This window comes from Solibacillus merdavium (assembly GCF_014836935.1).
GTDB lineage: Bacteria > Bacillota > Bacilli > Bacillales_A > Planococcaceae > Solibacillus > Solibacillus ferritrahens.
In genome coordinates this window covers 1-25,355 of sequence record NZ_JACSPW010000007.1, presented here as the reverse complement: position 1 = coordinate 25,355, position 25,355 = coordinate 1, and the positions used below count along the sequence as shown (strand labels likewise).

Genomic DNA, 25,355 nt, shown 5'->3' with positions numbered 1-25,355 from the left:
TAAGTTTAGGCAACATCACGCTTTTCCTGCACTTCCACCGACTTCGCCTGTGATGTTGGTACTCTTGTCCAAAAAGCTGCAAATACAGCACTCAATGTAATCATCGTTGTAATGATAAATGCCAACTGGAATCCATTTGTAATAAATACTAAGCCGTTTACCGAAACGTTCGCTGCAGCACCGGCATACACCGCTTCCTTTAAATCTCCCGGAACAGCTGATACGACAATCATTAACGCTAACGCCGTGCTCAGTACCCCACCCATATTTTGTAGCATCGATCGTAGTCCGTTTGCGACACCTGTTGAATGACTCGGGACACTCATCATAATTAACTGTGTATTCGGGGTCATAAAAATACCCGACCCAAACCCAATCAAGAACTGCCCGATCATTAATGCGGTAAACGAACTTGCCACATTCATGTTTAGTGCCAGTAAGCTCATTCCGATCGTTGAAATGAAAAGGCCTGCTGTCGTTAACATTCTTGTTCGTATGTAACAGCTTAGCCTTCCGATCAGTAGCGATGCGACGACTGTGCCTCCCGTCATCGGCAATACCCATAAGCCTGCCTGAAAAGCATTCGCCCCGTAAACGATTTGGAAAAATAATGCCATCAGCAGAACAACCGATGACCGCGCAAGCGAATTTAAAAATGTCGTCATATTCGCCATTGAAAAGGTTTGTTGACGAAATAATGCAAAGTTCACAACGGGCATTTTCGCCTTTCGTTCCACAAAATAAAATACAATGGCTAGTAGTACGAAAATCGTAATCCCCGTAATAACCGATATATGTGTCCAACCAAGTTCACTGCTGCTCGATATCCCGTAAATTAATCCGCCTAAACCTGCTAATATAAGTAAGCTTCCATAATAGTCGAACGTTATTTTCGACTGCTTCACTACATTTTTCGGTAGCATCCATATTGCTAAAACCGTACCGCTAATACCGATTGGGATATTGAACCAGAACATCCATTGCCAGTTAAACATATAGGTGAAGTATCCGCCTACAACCGGTCCGATGAGCTGCGCAATCGAAGAAACGACTACATTAATTCCGAGCGCTGAACTTAATTTTTCCGTTTTAAATGCAGATACAATCATCGGTGTCGTATTCGTTATGACAAGCGCCCCGCTAATTCCTTGCAGTGCCCTTAACACAATCAGCATGCCAACATCTGTTGCATATCCGCATAGAAGGCTGAAAATAGTGAAGCTCCCAATGCCGATAATATAAAGCCTTTTACGTCCGAATAAATCCGCGACCTTCCCAAAAACTAGTATGAAGACCGTATTGAATAGCATGTATGACAGCAATATCCAGCTTGCTTCTAAAGAAGATGCCTGGAAATGCGTTGTGATCGAGGGAAGCGCTACATTTAACGTACTCATATTCATCATGACTAGCAGAACACCTAAGCTCGTTATCATCAGTACTTTCCAAGGATTAAACTTGTCCCCCATACACATCTACTCCATTCTCATGATCCCATTACTCAGAAGCTATAATCAGTTGGATGTAGCCCATTTTTTCGGAGATTTCGACAGAAGCCTTTAATAATGACTGAATCATCTGCTCCTGCTTGACCCCCATCCGCGCTACCGGACCAGAAATCGATAATCCTCCAATGATCTGGTGCTTGTTGTCAAAGATCGGGGATGAAATCGATAGCAGCCCTTCAATCCGCTCGCTTAAACTGATCGCATAGCCATCGTTACGAATTTGCCGGGCTTGCTCCAACAGAACTTCCTGCCGACTGAAATCAAGTGCCTCCTGCTGCATCACCATTTTTTGCTCATCATTCGATAAATAGCTGAACAACAGCTTTCCGGAAGCCCCGTAACAAAGTGCACTACGTCCCCCGACTTTCACAAAGTTTCGGATTTGCTGACTGCTTTCCACCTTTTCAATACAGACACGGTTGTAGCCATCGAGTACGTTTAGACTCACCGTTTCCAACGTTTCCTCATTAAGCGCCCTCATAACCGGGAGCGCCAGTTGCCTTAAATCAATCGTCGCCGCATAGGCATTCCCTAGCTCAAATACTTTAAAGCCTAATTGATAAAGCTGCGTTAAGCTGTCCTGCTCGATAAAGCGCTGCGATTTTAATGTGTGCAAAATCCGGACTACTGTACTTTTAGGAAGCAATAATTTTTCTGAAATCTCTTTAACGGATAAACTTTTCTCTTCGATTGTGAAACAAGATAAAATTTGCAAAGCTCTTTCTACTGATTGAACGTTTGAAGTTTGTTGCCTCATCCCACAACCTCCATTCAAATAGTTATCTGACGGCCGTCTTTAAGTTAAGCAAGTACTCTTTAATATCCTCGGTCGGGACAACGTCACAATATTTCATCCATAAATCCAATAAAGCTGCTTTATGGGACAGTTCAATCCGGTCATATACCGCGTCTTCTACAATCGCCACATTGAAATTATGTGTAACAGCATCGACAATCGTTGCCCGGACACAGCCACCAGTTGAGCCACCGACAACAATTAACGAATCGACACCTAACTTCACAAGATAGCTAATTAACGGTGTACCGAAAAATGCACTGGCATAGCTTTTGTCCACGACGATATCTTTATCAGAAGGCAATAGTTCATCAATAATCATCGTCCCCGGCATGCCATCCACATAATTGGAATTATCGCGATTTGCCTTTAAAGCAAAGGAATCAAACTGAACTGATTTTTTCTGCACATTTCGCGTGTAAATTGTCGGGATACCCACTTCATCTGCCAATGCCTTTAAGAGCTTCACGTTTTCAAGTGTTGCCCATGCTTTTTCACCGCCACCGCTCGGATACTTATGCAGCTGCTCTTCAATCGGCACATTTTCTCCCATATAGTTATATTGCGGATCAATGATTAATAGCAGCGGGCTTTTGCCTAGCCCTCTCGACTTTCCGTAGCCGCCTCTTTCTATCACCAATTTATCCGTTTCTGAAAGTAGTTCATCCCAAATTCTTGTCATCGTCAATTCCTCCTTTATAGTTCGTTTCTTTTATTAAATGCATCCTTAAACTCCGCCTGTATTTCCTCTCCAGCGCAAGAAGTATTGCTCTACTTTTAGGAAGCCGAAGTTAATTAAGTAACCGATAATTCCTAATGTGAAAATACCTGCAAACATTTCTGCTACACGGAAAATGCGCTGCATGTCCAAAATGAAATACCCGATGCCGCTGTTACCCGTAATCATTTCTGCTACGACCGCTACGACAAGTGCAATACCAACTGAAACCCTCATACCAGTTAATATAGAAGGAAGTGCTGCCGGCAAAATGATTTTAAACAACGACTTCATTTTCGAAACACCAAATGTACGGCCTGTATCGATTAAGATTGGATCTACACCACGTACACCGCTGTAAGTGTTTAATAAAATCGGGAATAAGCTTGAAAGGAAGATTACAAATACTTTCATTTCATTTTCAATTCCTAAAAATAAGATTGCTACCGGAATATAAGCAGAAGCCGGTATTGGACGAATAAGCTCTGTAATCGGCTCTAGCAAACGATAAATAAAAGGCGTTGTACCCATTAATAAACCAAGTGGAACTGCTACTAATGCTGCTAATAAGAAGCCACTGAAAATTCTTCCTAAACTCGGCAGCAAGTAATTTAATAGTTCACCGTTAGCTATAATACCGCCCCATGTTGTAAATACCTGACTAACTGGAGGCATGCTTACAGAGTCAACGATCCCCGTTTTTGAGGCAATCTCCCACATTACTAAAAGTGCTATTATCAATACAAATCCCGGCCAACGTTTTAACATATACATCTCCTCCTATTTCATATTTACGCCTGTCCCTTTTCTTGCGAGAAGATACTCGAAAACAGCTTCAACTGCATCGTCGTAAAGTGCTTACTTTTTCTCGTATCAATTTGGTTTCGGGGGTAAGGCAAATTCACAACGATATCTTCTTTTAATCCAATAGGTGCCTTCCCTAGTGAAATAATATGGCTTGATAAAAATACGGCTTCATCTACATCATGTGTTACAAACAAAATCGTGATCGGCAGCTTCTCCCAAATACTCAGTAGCAGCTCCTGTAAGATTGCTCGTGTCATCGCATCGACCGCACTGAACGGTTCATCCATTAAAAGTACTTTCGGTTCGCAAATTAATGCGCGGGCAATGACAACACGCTGCTGCATACCACCTGACAGCTGAGATGGATAATAGTCTTCATATCCTTCAAGACCAACGAGTTTTATATATTCCATGCAGCGCTCTTTCGCTTCTTGCTTGGAAATATTCTTCTTTTGCGTATTCAGTCCAAATTCAATATTTTCCAAAACGGTATACCACGGGAAAATCGATTTCGTATATTGCTGGAATACATAAATCATTCCTTTTGGCGGTCCGCTAATGACTTGCCCATCGAAGTTGATTGTTCCACTTGTAGGAGTTTCCAGCCCGGAAATCAGTTTCAGCAGTGTTGACTTCCCGCATCCAGAAGGGCCGACAATGGAAAGAAAGCTACCTTCGGGGATTTTGTACGAAAAGTTCTCAAATACGGTAATCTTATTTTTGTTTACAGAAAACTCCTTGTTCACTCCTTCAATATGGATAAGTGTTTTCGGACGCCCTGTCTCTATTTGCATTTCATTGTCTGTACCTAATTCATACACATTTGATAAATTCATAACAATCCACCCTTCCTTTACTTCAAAGTTTCCGTGACATATTGTGAAAAGTACTCTGTTGCTTCATGCTTTTGTTTTAACTCGCCTGCTTCTACATACATATCAACAATTTGCTGCCATACGTCTGTATTGAATTCATTGCTCCACGCAATTTGCGGCATATCGGTAATTAACTTTTCATCCACACCTGTGAAATCAACGATATGTTTTTTGGCACGCTCTTCATCCGCTAACATATATTCAATCGAAGCGGAGATCGCATCATAAAAGCGGGAAACAGCTTCCGGGTTTTCTTCAACAAATTTACTACGTGCATACCAAGCTCCTACCGGTTGTTCCGGAATACTTTCTACGTAATTCCAAGAGATTACTTTTGTTGTCCCTTCAGAAACGAGCTGTGTTGTATAAGGATCTACTAAAGAAATGGCGTCAACCTGATTGTTCTTAAGGGCATCCCCCATACTTGAAAACGGTACTTCTACAAATTCAACTTTATCCACATCTGCTCCGGACTCTTCAATAATCTTTTTCAGTCCTAAAACTAACTGGTTACGTGAGTCATAAATTGCTACCTTTTTTCCTTCTAAATCTTTTAAGTTTTCAATTTTTGAATCGGCTAATACTTGAACAGAGGCTGTATCAGGTCCTTCTGCTTGTGCAATTTCATTTTGAGCAATGGACACAAGGTCAAATCCGGATTCATTCGCCACCATCGCCGTACCTGGAGCTGACAAAATAATATCAACACTGCCAGAACGCTGCGCATTGATCGATTCTGAGCCTGATTTAAATTCGATAAGTTTGACATCTAATCCGTGCTCTTCATAAATACCGACACTTTCTGCAATCCAGGCATTTGTTAAAGCAGCATTTTTCTGAATACCAACTTTTAAAGGAATCACACCGCCATTTTCGGCTGAAGCCGTTGTTTTCGCTTCATCTTTACTGCATGCACTTAATAAAAGAAGCATCATCAGTGTTAGTAAATAAAAACCATTCTTTTTTAATTTCATCATCTTGGTTTCCTCCTCTAAAATGTTTTCAAGAGACCTGTTTCACGATACGGAATGCGTTCCATTTTTCGATAAGGTCATTCGCTTGAGATATTCTTAGTATATATTTTTATAATTTTCTGACTACTATCTTGTTAGATTTTCTAACATAATTCTCGTTTTTAGATGTTTTGTTGAAATAAAATGTTAACTATCCTAACATTATGAATAGTTAATTAATAAAATTTAATATAAAAATATTAATATGTAACTTTTATTAACGAGAGGTGGTCTATTATGAATGAAAGCTATCAATCTTTTCGCGATAAGAAAATCATTTCAATCGGTAATGTTAGTGAGCTTCTTGGATTATCCATTCGTCAAATCCGATATTATGAGGAGCGCGGCCTCATCCTCCCCGCGCGATCTACTAAAGGCACAAGAAAATTTTCTCTCAAGGATATTGAAATACTCAGCCTCATCGCAGAATGTGTGGAAGAAGGCGTTCAAACAGTTGAAATAAAAGCGTTGCTCAAAAAGCGCGGTCTTCCTTATTCTTCTCAGAAATATAAGGGGGCTCTAGACAATGCAAAAAAGCATCAAACCCCTGGATAAAGGAGGGTTTGATGCTTTTTTATTAATACGGTTATACCTCAACGCTTGGAATAACGGTAACAATTCCGCTTATTTAGAAATTCACACGAAAATCAGCCAAAATAGAGGGAGAATTTTCCCTTATTCACCTGAAAAGTTGGAAAAAGTACGATTTTTCAGGCAATAAGGGGAAATCTTACCCTTATTTAATCCCAGAACCGTGGTCATCGAGCAAATAGAGGAAAATTCTCCTCTTATTTTCGTGGGTGTAACTTTTCCCTGTTTCTTATAAAGAGATTAAATAAAAATACTATGCTTTATCCGTCGGTATACGGTAATCAGGGTTAGATTGAGACCAACCTCCACCATCTTGCGCACTAAGATTTACATCTGTATTTCCGTCACCATCTACCCATATAGTTTCACCAGAAGGAAGGGTTCTCCAATGTGGTTCAACCGTATGGGAATTAGTGTTTTCAACTTGAATATGATCTACTTTTACATCACTTTCTTGCGCTATATTTACACCTTCATTACCATTTACATCAACTACATTGGCCATATCCAAAACCGAGACGCCAAGGGTAGCAATTAGCGCCGTTTTACCTAGTTGCTTTGCCCCTTCTAATGACCGGTTTGAATCTCCATCCATCAAACCACCAGCGACATCTCCAATATTATTTACCGTTACAGAGATACCTTGTCCAATTGCCTTAGCAGTGTTTCCAACTCCCTCACCTAAGTCATCGAATCCTTGATCAATTTTATAGTCATCTTTAGTAACAATTCCACTTCCAACATTCCAGGCACCTTCTGCTACATTACCTAATTGTTTTCCTACAAATTCAGTAGAGTTTTTTACACCTTCTCCAACCTCTTGTATAAAATCCGAATTAGTCAATTCTCCAACACCTTTGATAATGCCACCAGTCACATTACCAACTAACCACCCTGCACCTTCTCCAAGATCTTTCAAAAAACCCATACTTTATTCACCCATTCTCTTTCTATTTTATAGGATATTGTACCTTATACAATAAAACTAATATACTACCCATTAAATAACAAGTGAATTTTATTTTATGGGCTACTTTTACTATGAGACTTTATGTATTTATAATAATAAAACTGCCAAAGAGTTAGATTTCAATCATCTAATCCTTTGGCAGCCTCGTTTTGACTTATTAAGTTTATTTAGGAGTAACCCGGTTATGACACGCTAAAAATAACGGTAAGAATTCCCCTTATTTTAAAAATCACCCGAAAATCAGCCAAAATAGCGGAAGAAACTTCCCTTATTCACCAAAAAAACTTAAAAAAACATGATTTCCAGAGCAATAAGGGAAAAATTTCCCCTTATTTACCCCAAAAACTACGGTCATCGAGGAAATAGCGGAAAATTCTCCCCTTATTTTATCTCTAGTGATCTTAATTATATAAACTACGATCTACCTGTTTTGGTGTCATTGCAAATTTTGTATAGAGGAAAATTATTAAACTAACAAAGGCACCGAGTGAAGTAAAGTTATTTAAAAAAGTGAGATTTGAAACGATATTTAAACCGCTCACAATATTCAATGTGTAAAATAATAACACTCCAAATAATGACACAGTCATAACTTTATTTTTTCTTTTCAATTGCTTTCGAAACAGCGGACTTCCCACAATACTTTCACTAGCCTTTGAATATTTAATTTGATTTAATAAAGCATAAACTAAACCTGAAATTATTATCAGAACGACAGCGAATCCTATAATATCATCCATATGAAATCCCCCTTCCTAATATCACGAGTAAAACTCCCTTAATTTGTCTGGTAAGGTTTTATTCATAATGAATCCCGCTAAAGCTAATCCAATCAAAATAATGACAAACTCCAAAACGTTCTCTAACCAACCTATTTGAATTGTTTCCGTAAGATTGGCACCACCCATAATCACCAATATCGCTACAGCCCATGCAAATAAAAATCCTGCGCCATACTGTAGCCAGTCTTTTTTTGAAAGCTGTTTGAAAATCTCTCTGTTTTTATAAAATTTCATACTCACAAATAACAACAGTAAGCCACTCATTATAAATCCAATCATTACACTCACTCCCTTTGAAAGTGGATATTAGTTCTATTCATTAAAAGAACTCCCCTAGCTCCCCACATAAACATTCACCTGATTGCGTCCTTCTTGCTTAGCTGCATACAAAGCTGTATCTGCTTTATGGAGCAGCTGATGCAGTGTTTCCTTGCGATATTCGTATATTTATGACGTTTACTAAAGGCATAGAGACATAAGTACAAATTAAGTACTCCCGACATACAAACAAGCGTAATATACATGTACAATTGCGACCCCACAGTTGGTTTATCCTCTCTAACATTTTTTTCCTTTAAATGTAGCATATTATAAAAAATAAGTGGATACTTTATTGAATTAGCACTAAATTACTATATAATTAAATTTCCTAGATAATAGGGTATTAATAATTCTTTATAAGGGGGTTTCTCTGAGTTGATCATTTCTCCGAGCGTTAACATAAGTACTCAGATACTAAATGAAAAATCTGTTTTAGCTGCAATGGAAACAAGTTTAGCAATGATTGAATTCAACTTAAATAGAGAAGTAATTTGGGTAAATGAAAATTTTTCTGAAACATTAGGCTATACAGTTACTGAAATGAAAAACATGCAACATGAACAGTTTTGCACTACGGAGTTTAGAAACAGCAAAGAATATAAAGAATTATGGAATAATCTTAGTAAAGGTGTAAAGTATCAATCAAAGATTCAACGGGTTAATAAAACAGGTCATATACTCTGGTTAGAGGCTACCTATATTCCTATTTTAAATCATGAAGGTAAAGTTGAAGCTGTACTTAAAATAGCAACCAATATTACCCAACGTGAAAATACCACTAATAAAATCACTTCGGAATTAAAGGAAATGCCAATCGAATTAGTAAATTTGGTCGTTGGAAATTCTAATGAAAAAATAATAGCAGTTGAATCGCTAAAGAGTCAGATTGATCTAATCACTGAAATCACTAAAACGATACGCAATATTTCCAGACAAACCAATGTATTGGCTTTAAATGCAGCAATTGAAGCTGCACGTGTAGGAGAACAGGGACGAGGCTTTAAAGTAGTAGCTGAAGAAGTGAGGAGATTGGCTGGTAATGTCGATGATGCCATTAAAAGTGTCAATCAGAATGTTGAAACCATTTTACAAGACGTAGAAAATGTAAGCAAAATTACAGACGATTTACAAAAAATCGTCCTAGAAACTCAATCAAAATTTACGAAGACGATTGCAGAATTTGAAAGTGTTATGAAATAGAATATTTGTTTTCCACTTAAGGGCACAATTCTTCATAAGGAATTGGGCTTTTTTGATGTTATGATGGGGTGAAGAAGACCTACCTACCACTTTCAATACATTTTTATTAACAGCGTCATTTGTTTTAATTGTATGGAGTATTGCTGTATCATCTTTTGTAAACTAACAATGTGGAGGCTTAAAATGAGATTCTTCAGAAAGATGGCTAAGGTTGAGCAGAATAATTGGAGAAAAGGAGCCATCCTCGGTTTTTACACTTATATGCTGCTATTATTTATTAATTATGTTTACTCACTAATATTTGGAAGTGAGCCTCTTACTTCAGGCGTAATCTTTTGGACTGGATTGTTAGTAGCTTTTGGGTACGAGTTTATCCTAAATTTTAATTCTAGAATGAAAGCAAAAAAATATTAAATGTATTAATCCAATTTATAATTACTGTTTTGTAGAAAGAAGCTAAAGATAGCACCGATTATTATTGAAATTACAATTTTGATGAGGTAGTTGTTTGTAAGTCCTTCCATAACATATCCCTTAAATTTTTGTAATTCTGTTGTTTCTGGCACCCAATCAATAACATAACCAATCCCTAACATCGTAGGAAGGCTAATCATTATATAGATAACGATAGAACTAAGAAGAAACGTCTTGATACTCAAAGTATTGAACCTCCATTCCTCTAAACATTCCAAAGCACCCCATTTGTTAGACACATCTAACAAGGCGGTGCCGTTTGTTTTGGATACGTTATAATCGTAGCCTTTTTATAGAAATAGGTTTCATTTTATATTTTCAGACATATTTTTCTGATATGTACAACCGCATATAAAGATAACCATCCTCTATATCGTCTTTTGATTCAAAGCCTAAGTTGCTCCAAAATTTTTGTGCAGTGATATTTTCTAGATTAACTGGTGCGGAAATCCTACGTGCATTGAATTCTTTACATAAATACTCAATACAAAGCTTAGCCGCTGCTGATCCATAGCCCCTTCTTTGAAACCGGCTATCTATCATAAAATTTATGATTTGGGGGTTATTTTCGCCAATATACATTGAAACAAAACCTACCATCACATTATCGGCATAAATTGCAAAAGGTCGTGAATCCTCATAATATACCCACGCTTCGGCTAATGACCACGCTACAGAATCTACAAAGTCCACATTGGTATCAATTGTCCGCAAGTTTAAACATTCTTCGTAATTGTCCTGATTAATTGTTCTTAACTCTAGCAAAGCAATACCACCTTCCCATCATAGTTATTCACACTATTCACCTCACCTAAATTTTAAAAAGTACATGTGTAAAATTATACCATTTAAAGACTTCAAGCTGTTATACTTAAACGTACGGATTTGAGCAGTTTAACAGATTTTAGTGGCTCTCATTTAGGTTGCGAACTAATACTTATTCTTCTTGAAAGGTGCTGTAAATGGCGATAATACTGTCAATTAATCTAATATATGCAGTTTTAATTTGGATCTTTTTCAACCCGAAAAAAAGTTTAGTGTGGCTAAAACGGATGAAGTACAAAGAAGCGCATCAAGTAATTGAAGGCACAATACGTTATTCAAAATGGGTGTCCTTAATCGGGATTCTGATGTTAACGCTTATAATTCTTGTTATTTTTATACTTACAAAAGTAGAGATAGCTTAAGGGAGGTTTGTTTGTTGTTAAATAGTTTAATTGATCGATTTGGGCTGCAGGTGCAATCTGTTAGTGATGTGGAAAATTCTCATAGTTCTACCGTCTATAAATGCACATTATTAAATGGGGAAAATGTTTTTTTGAAAATTCCCTATACAAAATTGAAATGGCAGCGTGAATTGGAAGCTTATGAGGTTTTGAAGGGGCGTGTTGCTATTCCGGAAATGTTGGATTACTGGTCTGGTGATGATGCCTGTTCCGGCGCTTTTTTATTGTCTGAATTAAAAGGAAAACCGTTAACAACAGATGTTTCGCCAACCGTAGCTTTTCAAGTAGGTGTTCTTCAAGGCACTATGCATTCGATTCGTCCACCAGAAGGGAAATTGTTAACCGGTATCCAAAATGAATTTCCAAACTGGTCTCATTTTATCGAGAAACAATTTTATAGCTTTGCTGAAGATGTAATCACTGTTGTGGACGACTATTTGTACAGGAAAGCCATTGAGAAATTTGAGGAAATGAAACAGCAGCTTCCTCCTCATGATGGACCGAGCTTTGTACATATGGATTTCCGACCAGCCAATATTATTATTGACAGCAATCAAGTTTCAGGCATGATTGATTTTGAAAGTGTCCGCTTCGGTTCAACAGAAATAGACTTCACAAAATTGAACCGTGATTTCTTAAGCTTCAACCCTGCTTTCTATGAGGCGTTTCAAGAAGGCTATAAAAGCGTTAGGCCACTCATTGATTTAGATACAGTCTTACCGTTTTATTCATTTATAGATGCCTTCAATAGTATTGGCTGGTCTAAGCGTCGTGGTATTGAAAAAAACGCTTTGTTTTTAGAAGAAAATTTAGCTAAATTAAAGACTTTTGTTATGTAAAAAAAATAGTGCCGAGTAGATATCGCTTGGCACTACCGCTTATCATTTTAAATCCTGAATAATCCATTGTGCTGCCTCTTTTAAATTTGGAAACGCTGCATCTGCTAATGGATCGTGCTTCCCAATAAAAACCGTTCTTGTTCCCGCTTTTTTACCTGCCTGAATGTCCGTATCCGTATCTCCAACCATATATGATTGTTCAAGATCGATTTTGAATTTTTTCCCTAGATCTACAATCATTTTGCTATTAGGTTTTCTACATTTACACCCAGCCTTTGGTTTATGTGGACAATAGGCAACCTCATGAATCGTTGCTCCCTTTTTCTCCAATTCAACTACCATATGGTCATGAATTTTATGTAACTGCTTTTCCTTCATAAAACCTAATCCGATTCCACCTTGATTTGTTACGACAAACACATAATCAAAATACTCATTTAAACTTTTAATTGCTTCTTCTACACCAGGTAAAAAATAAAATTGCTTCGGTTCGTTTACAAATTTCACTCGATTCGTTAGCACTTCATTTATTACGCCATCTCGATCTAAAAAAACTGCCCTTTTCAATCCAATCACACCTTTAATATTTAATCTTACTTTTAGTATGTTATAAATTATCGGCTTTACGCAGTGTTATTTCAGATATCCCACATTTAAGTGTAACTATCTATTTGCAAGTAATAAAAATATTTTTTCTCTTTAAAGTTTAGACTCGTTCAATAAAGGTTATAAAACACTATAGCGAAATATCTAAAATAAAAATTAGGAGATGGATAGTATGAGTTTCATTTGGTTTTTAATTATTGGCGGCCTTATCGGTTGGCTTGCAGGTGTAATTTTGGGTAAAGATGTCCCAGGCGGAATTATAGGTAATATTATCGCAGGTATTGTTGGTGCATGGATTGGTGGTATGCTTCTTGGAAGTTGGGGACCTAAAGTTTCAGATTTCTATATCGTCCCTGCTATCATTGGAGCCGTAATACTTGTGTTCATAGTAAGCTTCATCATGAAATCAATGCGTAGAGCTTCATAAGCTAAATAGTTTAAAAAAGTGGTCCTCTACAATTTTAGTTGTGGAGGACCTTTTAGCTGGAAAGTTATTAGACTTATTTATGTAAATTTTACTGTTAAAGTTCCTAGTAAGAAGCATTATTACTGTTTAGGATAAATCAAGGTATTTTCTACAAATATACTACATTTAATTTTAAAAGTTCCCCCGAGAGCTACTTTAATAATTTTTTTATCTACATTACTTTTCAGTTCACCATATAATTTACATCTTAAACCAATACCAAGATTTTCATCTTGTAATTGACCATCTACATATAGCTTTTCTCCGGAAAACCAACTATTCTCCACTTGAATATGGTGACCATCGTGCATAACTTCAAATGTGCTTTTCATATTCATAACCTCCCTAAAATAAAAACCATAAACTTAATAATAACTTATCCTCCAAAAAAAAACATTATTGTTAAAACACTCATACCCATTCGTTTAGTGCATTGTTTAAAAAAATGTTATATCCAATTTATAGTAAAAGTCGTATAACTTTTTATATACAAATAGAAAGAGCGATGAAACATTGCGTCTCACCACCCTTTGACGTTATTCTTTGTTGCTTCTAAGGATACTTGATATAGTAGCAGAAACCATTGCTGACGTTACAGTAACAAACCCTAGCCCCATCCAATAGTAACCTTTTTCTAGCAGGACCCACTCTGTATTTCTTATAGAAATTGCCATGAAGATTATCGATATTACTGCAAATGCCACTGATAAAACCATATTGAATTTACCTAATATATCGAGATTATTTAATTCCACTAAGAGTTGAATTGCTAAGTATACGGCTATTGTTACAGTAATTATTCCAAAAGTATAATAACCTCTTTCAAGTAACATCCAATCAGTATTGTTCCAGATTGATACTACCATAAATATAAAAGAGAACACTAAACCAACTAAGGATACCCCAAAGAGAATTTTATTCATTATAATCACCTCCTTTGATTTCGGAGAATAATATGTTGGGTTTTCTAGGGGCTTGGCACAATTCCTTATTCAAAGAATATGGCTCTTGAAAACCCACTCCTCCCCTCCAAGCCAAAAGGCATTTCTGTAAATGATGAACTTATTAACAGAAAAAGAAATGCAGATAATACTGAAAAAATTATTTTTAACAAACAATCATCCCATCGGTAAAAGATAAAACTTTTTCCATTCTTTAGTTGTACCTTATGTTTTTATTAATAAAACGACACTAAATATCCTTTTAAAAGTCCAAAACACAGCATCCCTACCATTTATCCATTTAACATTCTCCTTTCAATCCACCTCATTTTCAACTTCCTCCACAACTATGTAACCAATCTTTTCTAAAATTTTTTGGGTAGTATAATTTAATTCAGGTAAAGAATCTAATGGAAAGTAAGCAAGTTCCCTACTTTCTTCATCTTTTTTCAGATTGCCACTTACTTTTCCAGCTTTGAATATAACAGTGGCGTTGTATATCTCATCCCCATGAGGAAATTTATAATAAAACTCCTTACCAGAAGCTAATCCTAATATTTCTAAATGATTTGTAATAAGGCCCGTTTCTTCAAACAATTCTTTTTTAGCTGTCTCTTCAAAACTATCCCCTATCTCCATCCCGCCTCCAGGAATTCCCCAATCATTTGTATCTGAACGTAATTGTAGTAATAACTCCTTTTCCTTCATCACAATGATTGCTGATCCAGGAGCAATAATTGGTCTCGTTCCAATAATATTTCTAAGAGATTGAATATAGTTCATCATTTTCTCCTTTGAAACTAGTCTTCGGATGAACTTCTTGATTGCAATATTCATCATAAATTAATTTCATTGCATCAATAATTATTTCATCTGCTAATTTCTCTTTATATCTATTTGGTAACCCCTTTGCCCCCACAACAAATAATAATGGATTTTTGGAGAACTCACCCATTATCCCAATATCAACAATAAGATTATCTAATCCACCAGTCATATGATTTAAGTAATGGCTTGGTATACCATCTATATCACCTCGTTGCCTAACTAAACCATTTATAACTGGAGTCCATAAATCAGGATTAATTTCGTACCCTTGATATATTAATCGTAAAAGTTCTAACATCTCACTCAATTCACCCTTATTATTTAAGTCTCTAGGATTTTGAGTAATATTTATGTTATTAAAATATGATTTTAATTTTTGGTTAATCATTTCCCATCCACCACAAAATTGAACGATTCTGTTCGCAACAAAGCTATCGTGACAAGCTATCATCACTTCCACCGCATCTTGGAGTGACAAGTTATCTCTATTTTGAAAGTGAGGATATACTTCCTTACCATCCTCTTCCGGATTAAAAGTTACATCTTCAACAATATCAGTCCATTTATAATGTCTTTCTTCAATTAATTTTGCGATACAAAAGGCAATTGGAACTTTTGCTGCAGAAGCAAGCGGCAGTAATAAACCCGAATTTAATGATAAAAGTACATCTTGTTTTACTTGAGAATAAATAATAATTCCCACTTCACCTGACTCTAATTCTTTTATTTTTCCAAGAACTTTTTCCATCTCAAAACCCCACTTCACAATTTTTATATATTTTAGCATAAATATCCAATATAGGTTACATCACAAATCTGCCCCCTTTTCATGAAGAAAGACGCTACTCTTATTCCAGAAAAGCGTCCGATTGTAAAAGATTTTTTGTACCTCATCATCCATTGTTCGTTTTAAAAAACGAACAAAAAAAGACCCTTTCCTTATTCAAGGAAAGCGAATATATATTTTTACATTTTATATATAATTAGTAAATAAATGTTTACAAATAATATTGAGTCCGTTATACTTACACAATAATCAAAAAATTCTTAAGGAGGTCGGATAAAATGATCATTATCAATAAATTAATGTCACTAATAGTTACAACTTCAACAAAAACGAAAATCACACATTCGACCAAATTGGAATGGATCGCTTAAAGTTTTTTTACAATTAAGTATACCCATACCGTAGGGAGAAGTGTACCCCTACGGTATTTTTGTGCCTTTTTTTTACCGTAGGGGGAGTCTCTCTACGGTTTTTTTCATTTTTTAGGGTAATTTAAGGAGGTGATAAACCATGGTATTAAACATTTTTTCTCTTACAATAGCTATTACAAAACGTGAGCGTGAGATTTCTCTTGAGAAAGTAATTCATGATGAAAATGCAAAAAAAATCTTTGAAGAGAACCGAAGGAAATTAGAAAATTACGCACGTCATCGTCAATATTAATTTTGTTAATTCAAAAATCTGAGAGGTGGGAATTGAAATGATTTATATGATTAAAAGGAATTATGCAGTTTTATGGGTGGATAAAGACTCCACTTAGCTACCAGATGAAGTAATATAATGTAGTAAACACTTAAATCTCATGGGCTGTGGGAAAAGTAAATTCTTTTCACACAGCCACATATTAGAGAAGTCGAAGCCCTTTCTTCGCTAAAGCCTCCGTTAGTTCAACAACTTTTTCAAATCAGTTCTTATATAGGTTTTATTATAAGTAGTACCATCATCATTATAAAAAACTGCTCCCTTTGAATATGGGTGCGAAATTGCTTCAAATTAACTTTATCATTTTAGGATTCTCAACTGGGTCAACACTCAAAAACATTTCAGAATAACCTCATTCCCTTGCGATACTTTATTATATTTGAACCTACACCATTTCCTCGTTCCCTCTAAACAGCAAAAGACACTTTCCTTTAAAGAAAAGCGTCCTAATGGTGAAGATTATTTATTTCGTAGGAATTGAAAGCTGTATATTAGGGATGGAAGCTTCCTAATATTTAGCACCTTGGTTTTTCCCATTATTATTATCCATCACTTCTTCGCCGGCTTCTTTTACTTTCCCTCCGATTACCTTTAAGTCAGTCTTGGCTTCTTTGGCATGAGAGAGAATTTCACTTGACTCTTCCTTTACTGTACTAACTGGGAGAATAATGTTCTCGTTTACTTTTTCATAAAGATTTTGTGCATCTCTTATTGCTTCTTTGAGAACAGAAGAAGCGGATTTCAAACGCTCTTGCAAGTCCTCCTTCACTTCTGATGGATTGTTTTTGACATGGCTGTACATATCCATTGTCGAATCTTTCATATTTTTTGTTGTGGCAGTTACTTTGTTTCTTGTGTTTGAGTCAAGCATTGTAAGCGCACCACCAATAACCGCCCCTATCATCATGCCTCTTAAAAGCTTCCCATTATTTTCGTTTTCCGTGGTTGTCGATACATCATTATAAGAAGTTTGTGTCATAATTTATGCTCCTTTATGTTTTGATTTTGTTCTCTTACTACTTAATGCCCGATATTTTTTTCATCTAAACTTTTCGGCTATTCAAACAAGCATTAACAATGAGGTGCTACAGACATTTCCATTTTACTTTTAAGGTTTCACAAAGTTAAATGGCCCTATCCACCACGCAAGCTACCGCTGTTTAACTTTGCTTTTCCACGGGAACTAAAAGTACAAGAGTATTGGAGGAATTTCAATGAAAAAAGTTCTGAAGAAATGGAACAGCCGGAGTCGCAAATATAAAGTTCTAAGCGCTCTTTTACTTCTTTTGATTTTGCTATATATAGGTGAGATGTTATGGCATACATATAAACCGTTGCCGGAAGGTATTTCCTATGAAGGAGACTTGCATAGAACTGACAATATTGAAATGCTGACGGATTTAACTTATGCACAAGACAAAGAAGGGACCAATCGGAAACATGAGAATCATATATTCGATGAAGTTTATACATTGATTGATGAAGCCGAACAGTTTGTGGTAGTCGATTTCTTTTTGATGGATGGGTATTTCGATGAAAAAGAAGATTTCCCCCCAATCGCGAATCTCCTCTCTGACAAGCTTACCGAGAAAAAGAAAAACAATCCCGATATGCCGGTTATTTTCATCACCGATCCGCTAAATAAAGGCTATGGCTCCTATGAAACCCCGTGGTTCAAGAAGATGCGTGAAGCCGGGGTAGAAATTGTTTACACCAATTTAGAGCCGCTTCGGGATTCCACACCGATTTATTCAGGCTTATACCGATTATTTTTTCAATGGTTCGACAACGACGGCAAAGGATGGATTGCCAATGCCATGTCGAGCAAAGCACCAAAAATGACTGTATCTTCCTATTTGGAACTGCTCAATGTGAAAGCCAACCACCGTAAAGCAGCCATTTCGGAAAAGGAAGCGATTATTACATCATCAAACCCACATGATGCAAGTGGTTTCCACGGAAATCTTGCTTTGAAAGTAACTGGGCCCATCATAAACGATATTCTGAAGTCAGAAGAAGCGGTGTCGCTTATGTCGGATGGTCCGAAATTGCCGAGAGCTGATATTCCTCAGCAAGGTGAAGGCCAGTATGCTGTGCAATATTTGACCGAGAAGAAGATTTTAGATGCCTTACTCGAAGATTTAGCGGCGACAAAAGCAGGAGATAAAATTTGGATTGGCATGTTCTTCATTGCCCAGCGCGACATTGTCAATGCCTTAACCGATGCGGTAAACCGAGGCGTGCAGGTGAATATGATTCTAGACCCAAATGAAAACTCATTCGGCCAGGAAAAGTCCGGTCTGCCAAATCGGCCGGTTGTGAACGAACTGCTTGAGGATACAGAGGAACAGATCAACATTCGTTGGTACAATACCGTAGTCGGCCAATACCATACAAAAGCCATCTGGATTCAAACAGCGGAACAAACAATCATTTCAAGCGGTTCTTCCAACTATACGGAACGAACATTAGATGATTACAATCTGGAAAATAACGTCCGCATCCTCGCTCCAAATGATAGCGCGCTCGTCTTGAATATGGAACAATATTTTGAACGGCTTTGGAAAAATGAAGATGCCCTCTACACGCTTGATGTGGAAGAATTTCAGGATAACCTCTCCTGGTGGCAGCGCTGGATTTACACGGCACAAAAAATAGCCAAAGTAACTACTTATTAATAGGAAAAAGGAGATGCCTCAATTTCAATCCGGCACCTCCTTTTTATTTAGACTTTGCCTTCATTAAAACACACTTAAAAGAAACTTTCATAAGGTTCCCGTTTCTAGAAAAGCTATTTACCTTCATTTCACTCCACTTTCTAGAATTTTGAACGTCCCTTTCTCGCAGTTAATTTCTGCCTTTACGCCATAAGGTAAAATAAATTTAGGTTCTGTATGACCAAAATTCAAGTTATAAAGAATCGGTAAGTCTTCCAAATCTAATTCCTTCATTACTATTTGAATTACCTCTTTATATTCATCATAATATTTCTCATCCTGTGGCTTACCAAAAATGATACCATTCGTTTTTTGTAGAATGCCTTGTGCAGCATAATTTCGCAACCAATACTTAATAAGATGTGGATCAGGGTATTCTTCAGATGTTTCAAAGAAAAGGATGCTATTTTCCCAATATTCTTTTGCTGGCCAGATCTCGGTTCCTTTAGCAAACTCTAAAGCTTCAATACTACCACCTATCAAATGTCCTTGTGCTACGCTTGATCCTTGAAGTACTTCATAACCTGAATTTTTCTGCATTTTCCTGCGAAGATTTTTATTCTCTTCTGCCCATTCCAAACGCTCGCTCGTCCATTCATTAGCCGGTTGAATATTACCAATAATCTCATTTGAAAATAGCGTTCGATTTATCATCTCAATTGTATAAGGGTCCATCTCCACATTTTCTGCAAAATCAGTTAAAATTGCTGGACCATAAAATGAAGAAATACCTGCTTTGTGACAAAATAAATGAGAAATGGTCACATCGGAATAACCCATCAATATTTTGGGGTTGTTACGTATAACATCAAAATCAATATAAGGGAGTAAGCGAATACTATCGTCTCCACCAATATTTGCAATGATTCCCTTGATACGTTCATCCTTAAATGCCGTCATTAAATCTTCAGCTCGTGCTTGTGGATTTTCATAAAGATATTCTCCACCTTTCAAACTATTCGGCATTGGGATAACCTCTAGTTCAAAAACTTCCTCCAACCGCTTTACACCTTGTTCATATCGCCATTTAAGTGCTGGTTCACCTGCCCCACCCCAAGAAGGACTTACTGTAGCAACCCGATCTCCCCGCTGCAATTTTTGTGGCTTCATTAACACATTAACTCCCCCTAACATTTTCAATTCATTATGAAACTGGAAAAGTACTCTTCTTCCTTATTTCGTGAGATTTGCATTATTCCAAATATTAACACATCAATACATATCTTTTCCAATAATCTCTTGACATTGAATCCGTATGTATTTGCTTAAAAATAAAAAAGCATCGAACACAGTTGGAAATCTGTAATCCGATACCTTTTTGGGTGAATTTTTATCTTTCTAACATATGGCTTTCTCTTGCTTTTCGTTTCTTTATAATGAATGTGTAAATATTTAAAATAACTCCTATGACAAACATAAGAATTGCATTGAGAGCTAAGATTATTGCTATTACACCTACCCCAAAAGACGCATCACTATACCCAACTGCGTTATTTTTTTTACTATTGACTTGCACCCCTTTGTTTTAGTGCCTACACCCCCTAATAATTTCAAATACTTCTGAAGCCTTCATTATTTGAAATAAAATTTATGGTTTATTCAATAAACAGCGCTCGATTGTTATGTCTTATTAGCTAGTTAACTGAATTTAAAAAACAATGCAATAGCCATTAGACCACTTAAAATAATTAACCCTAATATTACTACTAAAAAAATCAGTAAAGACTTTTTCATATTACTTCCCCCTTAAGGTACATAACGATATATCTTTTTCATTCTTCATTTTTTATCTTTTTACTTTAATACGTTTATGACGACTAGAGTTTTAATCAAATAGCGTTTCCTTTGTAGGCGTCCGCGCAAATTCAAAGAGTGTTTTAATTTGAGACTCGGTATTTCTATTAGTAGAAAGCTGTGGTAAATTGTATTCAGAAAAAAATCGAATGTCTTTCGTTTCAATACCTACAGCAGCTTCTCCTCCAATGATCTCGCATAATATAAATATCTTATAGTAATGATATGGTTCTGGAGGATGTGGGTGTTTATTATTATCCATTAAGGCAAGTAATCTAATTGGGAGAACATCATAGCCCGATTCTTCTTTAATTTCCTTTACGACGTTTTCTGAAGCGGATAATCCGATATCACAAAACCCACCCGGCAATGCCCATTTATCATCAATATTTTCTTTTACCATTAAAATCTGCTCGTTTCTAAAAACAACACCACGAACATCAACTTTGGGAGTTAGGTAACCCGTTTCATTTGCAAATAAATTCTTAATTTTTTTCATTTCAAGTTCAGTGTATTCGGACATAATCTCTACACTAATCTTACGTAATTCCTCATAACGCTCGATATCATAGCTGTCTTTAGAAAATGTTAATCCAGCCTGAGATAATGCTTGAATTCTTTTTGCCCATTCCAACCATTGATGACTCATAAAGCACCTACTTTAAAGGAGCTTTTGAATTCCTTTATACTTTTTATAATTAAGTCGGGTTGTACACTAAATTCAGACGTTTGGTATTCAGGTAACCACTGAACACCGATTGTATAGACGTTAGCTTGTGCACCAGCAATAATATCCGCATCACTATCTCCAATATAAATCGCCTCAGAATTCTCAACTTTTAAAAGAGACAAGGCTTTCAGTAAACCCTCTGGATCAGGTTTCGGTTTTATAACATCATCACCAGTTATAATGACATCAAACAAACCTTCCATCCCTAATGCTTTTAGAGAGATATCTAAACTTCTTTTTGCCTTTCCTGTAAAAATACCTAATTTTATTTCTGCATCTTTTAACGACTTCAATAAGTCTAGGATTTCAGTATTGTCTAATACCAAACTTTTATGTACTTCCGAATATTTTTTGTAGAAATATTCAATTGCATCTTCCTTATTTGGACTTGAACAATTATTCATAATAATGCCTATTTCAGAAGGACCAAACATTTCTTTAATTTCATTTGTAGTAAGTTCCCTTTTATCAAATTCTTTAAATACCGTTTGAAAAGCATAAAAACAAATTGGTAAAGTATTCGCCAATGTTCCATCAAAATCAAACACTACAGCTTTCATGAATAACTCCTTTTGTTAGCATAAAGAACGCAATCTTTACACATACATTTATAGTCTAAAACAATAGTCTTCCGTTTCTTAAATACTTCTATATTTTTCCATTAAGTCCTTCTTTCTTAACTACATGCTGTATTAGTTGAACAAAAAAGTTAGCAAAGTGTCGTTTAGTAACTTGTTATTTCAAATGAAAATGGACGTATTCATAATTAAAGAAATGCGCCCGATTGCGAAATAACTAGGAGCATTAAATCTATGCGTTCGCAAAGTACGATTTATGGTAAAATTTTGAAGAGGTGTTTTATGAAAAGAATATTATTCAATTTATTTATTTTGTTTTGTTTAGCTTCACTTGCTGGGTGTAGGGAACAGGTCAAAGAGGTTGACGGTGAATTTTTATTAGGGCAATTTGGTGCTGATTGGAAAAAAGAAACTTTTTATATGGTAGCGCCCATTAAATGGACAGGTGAATCACCTATAACACTAAAATCGATTGAGTTCGTTAAAGATTATCCCGACCCTCTTACTACATACGAAGAAGATGGCATAAAGTATGAGATTTTCGGAGCAGAACCATCAAGGAAAACTGGTTTACGTGACGAATCTTATGACAGAGAATTAAAAGACATAAATGGTTTAGAAATTAATGGCGAAGGAAAAATTGTGATTAAATTTTCATTGGGTGATATAAAAGTAGATAATTCGCGCAGATTAAAAATTACATTCGATAGTGACGGACAAGAAGTTGAAAAAATCGTTGTATGGAAAACACTTGAACAATTAACAACTGAGACTCGTTAAAATATTGCATGGAAATATTAGGAGGCAATGTAAATGAAAAAAAGACTCATATTATTCTTAAAGGGGGCGTAATTGGTGGGTATGAATTTCGTAGAAGCAGTCGTTTACAGCTTTTGCTGGCTGCTAATTTTTGTCATCGGTTTTAAGTTATATAAAAAGCAAGAAATAAAGCCGATTATTTGGAAAGCAGTCATTGTATATTTTGTCGGTAAATTTGCATTTTCGTTAAATTATCCAATTGAGCAACAGGCAATTCACTTCGCGCTTATTCCATTAGGTGTGATAGCCATCTATTTATTTTTTTCAAAGCGGCCTAATTTTAATACATATTTAAAATTTGCATGGTTTGGATTTTTTTCGAATTATTTATTTTTAGTAGGTACGTTATTAATTATGCCATTCTATTCTTTTCTTTATGATAAAAATGATATCCATACGTATATAGCTCATTCGGAAAACATAGAAATTTTGAGCATTCATCCGTCAGCAAATGACAATATAGCTGTTCGTGCATCTATCCTCGAGCAAGTAAAAGCTGCAAAAGAGCAACCTGTGAATACGGATTGGTACTACGAAAGTGTTGGTGATGACCGAGTTGAGGTTGAACGATTCCCCTACATTTTAGCAAATATAGCGCCGAAATGGGGTAGTCAGGCGAAGGCAACGATTTATGTGGAGAAGGATGGAAAGGGCCTGCTGATCGCATCACCGACTAAACATTTGTATTACCGCCTCGATGAATCGATTTTACAGGAGGTGACGGCAAATGGGGAAAAATAAATTTATCATTGGAATCGTTGTAGTCATAGTGGTCGCTATAGCAGGCATTCTTTTATGGCTAAACTTTAAACAGCCAACGTCATTTTTGTCTGAAGCAGCAATGATCGAGGAAATGAATAGCTACACAAGTTCCCTTAACGTAAAAGAAATACAAGATGTGCTCCAATTAGATGAACACCATTACTTCGTGCCGTTTGTAAATTATGACGGAACGAAAGCGATGTCGTTTTGGAAATGGGATAAGGCAAAGTGGAAATTAGTTAATTTAACAACCCATCAAAAAATGCGCTGGCAATTAGATGAAAAAGATTTATCATCAAGTTTTATCGTGTGGAATCGAAGCTCCGCTGAAGACGCAACGATGACGTTACTATTTTACCGTGAGCGTAACTTCCTTTCATCTGGGGATAATCATTTCTTTACGCCACAGGTACTATTAACGGAGGAAATAACATTGTCGGAATACGGCATTACAAAAGTGCCAGAACAATGGTCTAAACTAATGGCTGAGCTTGATAAGTCCGCTGGCGTAACAAATAATTCTATGTTCTCATTTTTCAATTACAATCCGAATTATTTAATTGCGGCCGAATATAATTTAGAAGATTTCGAGACAAATGGCACAGAAAGTTATTGGACAGGGAAAGCGGATACGACATTAGAGTTTATCATGTATTATGATTTGGATAGGATTCAATAATTGACATGAAGTGTGGAAAAGAAGAATTCCATACTTCATGTTTAAGTGCGTCGCAAAAAAGGACTTTCCTTCTTCAAGGAAAGCGCCCGATTGTTGAATAAAAGTAGTCTTAAATAATTTAATCTTTTTGATCTTCTATATGCTCAATTTGTTCTAAAACCCAGGATTTATCTCCTTCTTTTGAATACAAAGAAAAATACTCTTTATCTTCCTCAATTAAGTTCCATACCATTTCTTCTTGAACTACAATCTTAAATGCTTCTTCTTTAGTTTGATTATTCGGATCGTATGCTTTAACCCAATACTCTTTATAGTCACTTGAACGCCCCTTTTCAATAACAATCAACATCGAAGTAGTTGATATGAAAGGTCCTCCACAAGATGCGAGAACTAATAAAACGACTGTAATCATTAAAATTGAAGCTTTTTTCATTGTATTCCCCCAATATTTAAATTTCTCATTTTAATTCCAATATATTTACCCGTCAATTTAAGAATACTTTTTAACAATATCTTCTAAATTGTAACCTAGATAACTAGGTGGTGTTCAATTATATTGCCCTTTAAAGGAAAAGGCGAAAAAGGACCCTCTCCTTATTCAAGGAAAGCGCCCGATTGTTGAAGTTTGTATTTATTTTAAAACTTTTTATTTTTTATAAAATTCAATATCTACACCAAGATTTGCAACCGAAGAAAATTTGTTGAAATCACTTAACAGTTTTAATAAGAATTCAGAGTCGATTTTAAATCCTCCCTCTATAAATGTTGATATATCAATGGCTCACGCCATTTTTGAGTGCCAAAAAATTTTTTTCGAAATGTATAT

The 25,355-nt window shown here is 36.0% G+C and carries 32 protein-coding genes; 11 read left to right on the top strand and 21 right to left on the bottom strand.

What is annotated here, in order from left to right; genetic code table 11:
- Nucleotides 1-5 precede the first annotated feature (5 nt).
- Genes H9632_RS08670 through H9632_RS08645 form a run of 6 tightly spaced genes read right to left on the bottom strand, consistent with a single transcriptional unit; the run spans nt 6 to nt 5,681 of the window.
- Nucleotides 6-1,469 (bottom strand): MFS transporter, encoded by a 1,464-nt coding sequence (locus H9632_RS08670; RefSeq protein ID WP_191703717.1) that lies wholly within the window; start codon nt 1,467-1,469, stop codon nt 6-8.
- Nucleotides 1,470-1,497: 28 nt separating this feature from the next.
- Nucleotides 1,498-2,265 carry an IclR family transcriptional regulator gene (locus tag H9632_RS08665; protein ID WP_191703716.1) on the bottom strand — a complete coding sequence of 256 codons (768 nt, stop codon included), beginning with the start codon at nt 2,263-2,265 and terminating at the stop codon, nt 1,498-1,500.
- A 22-nt stretch (nt 2,266-2,287) separates the two neighbouring features.
- Entirely contained in the window at nt 2,288-2,986 is a 699-nt protein-coding gene (locus H9632_RS08660) for an isochorismatase family protein (RefSeq protein ID WP_191703715.1), read from the bottom strand.
- Nucleotides 2,987-3,031: 45 nt separating this feature from the next.
- A complete protein-coding gene (locus tag H9632_RS08655; RefSeq protein WP_191699722.1) occupies nt 3,032-3,790 on the bottom strand; it encodes an ABC transporter permease in 759 nt (252 codons plus the stop codon).
- A gap of 23 nt (nt 3,791-3,813) precedes the next feature.
- Nucleotides 3,814-4,665 (bottom strand): ABC transporter ATP-binding protein, encoded by an 852-nt coding sequence (locus H9632_RS08650; protein ID WP_225223757.1) that lies wholly within the window; start codon nt 4,663-4,665, stop codon nt 3,814-3,816.
- A 17-nt stretch (nt 4,666-4,682) separates the two neighbouring features.
- A complete protein-coding gene (locus H9632_RS08645; protein WP_191703714.1) occupies nt 4,683-5,681 on the bottom strand; it encodes an ABC transporter substrate-binding protein in 999 nt (332 codons plus the stop codon).
- 273 nt (nt 5,682-5,954) lie between these two features.
- Between H9632_RS08645 and H9632_RS08640 the strand changes: the two genes are divergently transcribed.
- Together H9632_RS08640 and H9632_RS08635 are read left to right on the top strand one after the other, a co-directional pair.
- A complete protein-coding gene (locus H9632_RS08640) occupies nt 5,955-6,272 on the top strand; it encodes a MerR family transcriptional regulator (RefSeq protein WP_191703713.1) in 318 nt (105 codons plus the stop codon).
- Nucleotides 6,244-6,438: a hypothetical protein gene (locus H9632_RS08635; protein WP_191703712.1), complete on the top strand. Its 195-nt coding sequence runs from the start codon at nt 6,244-6,246 to the stop codon at nt 6,436-6,438. Before H9632_RS08640 ends, H9632_RS08635 begins: the two co-directional genes overlap by 29 nt.
- Nucleotides 6,439-6,561: 123 nt before the next feature.
- On the opposite strand, the gene H9632_RS08630 is transcribed toward H9632_RS08635, so the two are convergent.
- The 4 genes from H9632_RS08630 to H9632_RS08615 form a co-directional block, all read right to left on the bottom strand.
- Nucleotides 6,562-7,236 carry a hypothetical protein gene (locus tag H9632_RS08630; RefSeq protein WP_191703711.1) on the bottom strand — a complete coding sequence of 225 codons (675 nt, stop codon included), beginning with the start codon at nt 7,234-7,236 and terminating at the stop codon, nt 6,562-6,564.
- A gap of 443 nt (nt 7,237-7,679) precedes the next feature.
- The gene (locus tag H9632_RS08625) at nt 7,680-8,018 is read right to left on the bottom strand and encodes a 4-aminobutyrate aminotransferase (protein WP_191703710.1); all 339 of its coding nucleotides are present in this window, start codon (nt 8,016-8,018) and stop codon (nt 7,680-7,682) included.
- 21 nt (nt 8,019-8,039) lie between these two features.
- A complete protein-coding gene (locus H9632_RS08620; RefSeq protein WP_191703709.1) occupies nt 8,040-8,339 on the bottom strand; it encodes a hypothetical protein in 300 nt (99 codons plus the stop codon).
- 54 nt (nt 8,340-8,393) lie between these two features.
- A complete protein-coding gene (locus tag H9632_RS08615; protein ID WP_263618322.1) occupies nt 8,394-8,474 on the bottom strand; it encodes a GGDEF domain-containing protein in 81 nt (26 codons plus the stop codon).
- A gap of 348 nt (nt 8,475-8,822) precedes the next feature.
- Here H9632_RS08615 and H9632_RS19070 point away from each other — a divergent pair, with 348 nt between their 5' ends.
- Nucleotides 8,823-9,581, top strand: coding sequence for a methyl-accepting chemotaxis protein (locus H9632_RS19070; protein ID WP_191703869.1), 759 nt, complete (start codon nt 8,823-8,825; stop codon nt 9,579-9,581).
- A 792-nt stretch (nt 9,582-10,373) separates the two neighbouring features.
- Here the strand turns inward: H9632_RS19070 and H9632_RS08605 are convergent.
- Nucleotides 10,374-10,820, bottom strand: a complete 447-nt coding sequence (locus H9632_RS08605; RefSeq protein WP_191703708.1) for a GNAT family N-acetyltransferase — start codon at nt 10,818-10,820, stop codon at nt 10,374-10,376.
- A 197-nt stretch (nt 10,821-11,017) separates the two neighbouring features.
- On the opposite strand from H9632_RS08605, the gene H9632_RS08600 reads away from it, so the two are divergent.
- Both H9632_RS08600 and H9632_RS08595 read left to right on the top strand, forming a co-directional pair.
- Nucleotides 11,018-11,242, top strand: coding sequence for a hypothetical protein (locus tag H9632_RS08600; protein ID WP_191703707.1), 225 nt, complete (start codon nt 11,018-11,020; stop codon nt 11,240-11,242).
- A gap of 14 nt (nt 11,243-11,256) precedes the next feature.
- Entirely contained in the window at nt 11,257-12,120 is an 864-nt protein-coding gene (locus tag H9632_RS08595) for a phosphotransferase family protein (protein WP_191703706.1), read from the top strand.
- A 42-nt stretch (nt 12,121-12,162) separates the two neighbouring features.
- Here H9632_RS08595 and H9632_RS08590 read toward each other — a convergent pair whose 3' ends face one another.
- Nucleotides 12,163-12,687 carry a D-glycero-alpha-D-manno-heptose-1,7-bisphosphate 7-phosphatase gene (locus H9632_RS08590; RefSeq protein WP_191703705.1) on the bottom strand — a complete coding sequence of 175 codons (525 nt, stop codon included), beginning with the start codon at nt 12,685-12,687 and terminating at the stop codon, nt 12,163-12,165.
- A 211-nt stretch (nt 12,688-12,898) separates the two neighbouring features.
- On the opposite strand from H9632_RS08590, the gene H9632_RS08585 reads away from it, so the two are divergent.
- The gene (locus H9632_RS08585; RefSeq protein ID WP_191703704.1) at nt 12,899-13,153 is read left to right on the top strand and encodes a GlsB/YeaQ/YmgE family stress response membrane protein; all 255 of its coding nucleotides are present in this window, start codon (nt 12,899-12,901) and stop codon (nt 13,151-13,153) included.
- 119 nt (nt 13,154-13,272) lie between these two features.
- On the opposite strand, the gene H9632_RS08580 is transcribed toward H9632_RS08585, so the two are convergent.
- From H9632_RS08580 to H9632_RS08565, 4 genes are all read right to left on the bottom strand, one after another.
- Nucleotides 13,273-13,524, bottom strand: coding sequence for a hypothetical protein (locus H9632_RS08580; RefSeq protein ID WP_191703703.1), 252 nt, complete (start codon nt 13,522-13,524; stop codon nt 13,273-13,275).
- 204 nt (nt 13,525-13,728) lie between these two features.
- Nucleotides 13,729-14,115 carry a hypothetical protein gene (locus H9632_RS08575; RefSeq protein WP_191703702.1) on the bottom strand — a complete coding sequence of 129 codons (387 nt, stop codon included), beginning with the start codon at nt 14,113-14,115 and terminating at the stop codon, nt 13,729-13,731.
- A 333-nt stretch (nt 14,116-14,448) separates the two neighbouring features.
- Nucleotides 14,449-14,916: an NUDIX hydrolase gene (locus H9632_RS08570; RefSeq protein ID WP_191703701.1), complete on the bottom strand. Its 468-nt coding sequence runs from the start codon at nt 14,914-14,916 to the stop codon at nt 14,449-14,451.
- The gene (locus H9632_RS08565; protein ID WP_191703700.1) at nt 14,894-15,709 is read right to left on the bottom strand and encodes a serine hydrolase; all 816 of its coding nucleotides are present in this window, start codon (nt 15,707-15,709) and stop codon (nt 14,894-14,896) included. The genes H9632_RS08570 and H9632_RS08565 overlap by 23 nt, the downstream gene beginning before the upstream one ends.
- A 549-nt stretch (nt 15,710-16,258) precedes the next feature.
- Between H9632_RS08565 and H9632_RS08560 the strand changes: the two genes are divergently transcribed.
- Nucleotides 16,259-16,411, top strand: coding sequence for a YrzI family small protein (locus tag H9632_RS08560; protein WP_191703699.1), 153 nt, complete (start codon nt 16,259-16,261; stop codon nt 16,409-16,411).
- 547 nt (nt 16,412-16,958) lie between these two features.
- On the opposite strand, the gene H9632_RS08555 is transcribed toward H9632_RS08560, so the two are convergent.
- A complete protein-coding gene (locus H9632_RS08555) occupies nt 16,959-17,429 on the bottom strand; it encodes a YtxH domain-containing protein (protein WP_191703698.1) in 471 nt (156 codons plus the stop codon).
- Between the two features lie 235 nt (nt 17,430-17,664).
- On the opposite strand from H9632_RS08555, the gene H9632_RS08550 reads away from it, so the two are divergent.
- On the top strand, nt 17,665-19,128 hold the full coding sequence (locus H9632_RS08550) for a phospholipase D family protein (protein ID WP_191703697.1): 1,464 nt from the start codon (nt 17,665-17,667) through the stop codon (nt 19,126-19,128).
- Between the two features lie 123 nt (nt 19,129-19,251).
- On the opposite strand, the gene H9632_RS08545 is transcribed toward H9632_RS08550, so the two are convergent.
- From H9632_RS08545 to H9632_RS08535, 3 genes are all read right to left on the bottom strand, one after another.
- Entirely contained in the window at nt 19,252-20,283 is a 1,032-nt protein-coding gene (locus H9632_RS08545) for a S66 family peptidase (protein ID WP_191703696.1), read from the bottom strand.
- A 709-nt stretch (nt 20,284-20,992) separates the two neighbouring features.
- Nucleotides 20,993-21,610, bottom strand: a complete 618-nt coding sequence (locus H9632_RS08540) for an NUDIX hydrolase (RefSeq protein ID WP_191703695.1) — start codon at nt 21,608-21,610, stop codon at nt 20,993-20,995.
- Nucleotides 21,607-22,251 carry an HAD family hydrolase gene (locus H9632_RS08535; protein ID WP_191703694.1) on the bottom strand — a complete coding sequence of 215 codons (645 nt, stop codon included), beginning with the start codon at nt 22,249-22,251 and terminating at the stop codon, nt 21,607-21,609. The genes H9632_RS08540 and H9632_RS08535 overlap by 4 nt, the downstream gene beginning before the upstream one ends.
- Before the next feature lie 300 nt (nt 22,252-22,551).
- On the opposite strand from H9632_RS08535, the gene H9632_RS08530 reads away from it, so the two are divergent.
- From H9632_RS08530 to H9632_RS08520, 3 genes are all read left to right on the top strand, one after another.
- Nucleotides 22,552-23,049, top strand: a complete 498-nt coding sequence (locus tag H9632_RS08530; RefSeq protein ID WP_191703693.1) for a hypothetical protein — start codon at nt 22,552-22,554, stop codon at nt 23,047-23,049.
- 75 nt (nt 23,050-23,124) lie between these two features.
- Nucleotides 23,125-23,829, top strand: a complete 705-nt coding sequence (locus H9632_RS08525) for a hypothetical protein (protein ID WP_191703692.1) — start codon at nt 23,125-23,127, stop codon at nt 23,827-23,829.
- Complete coding sequence (locus tag H9632_RS08520; protein ID WP_191703691.1) at nt 23,816-24,529, top strand: hypothetical protein; 714 nt, start codon at nt 23,816-23,818, stop codon at nt 24,527-24,529. The genes H9632_RS08525 and H9632_RS08520 overlap by 14 nt, the downstream gene beginning before the upstream one ends.
- A 118-nt stretch (nt 24,530-24,647) precedes the next feature.
- On the opposite strand, the gene H9632_RS08515 is transcribed toward H9632_RS08520, so the two are convergent.
- On the bottom strand, nt 24,648-24,962 hold the full coding sequence (locus H9632_RS08515) for a hypothetical protein (RefSeq protein ID WP_191703690.1): 315 nt from the start codon (nt 24,960-24,962) through the stop codon (nt 24,648-24,650).
- Nucleotides 24,963-25,355: the final 393 nt, after the last annotated feature.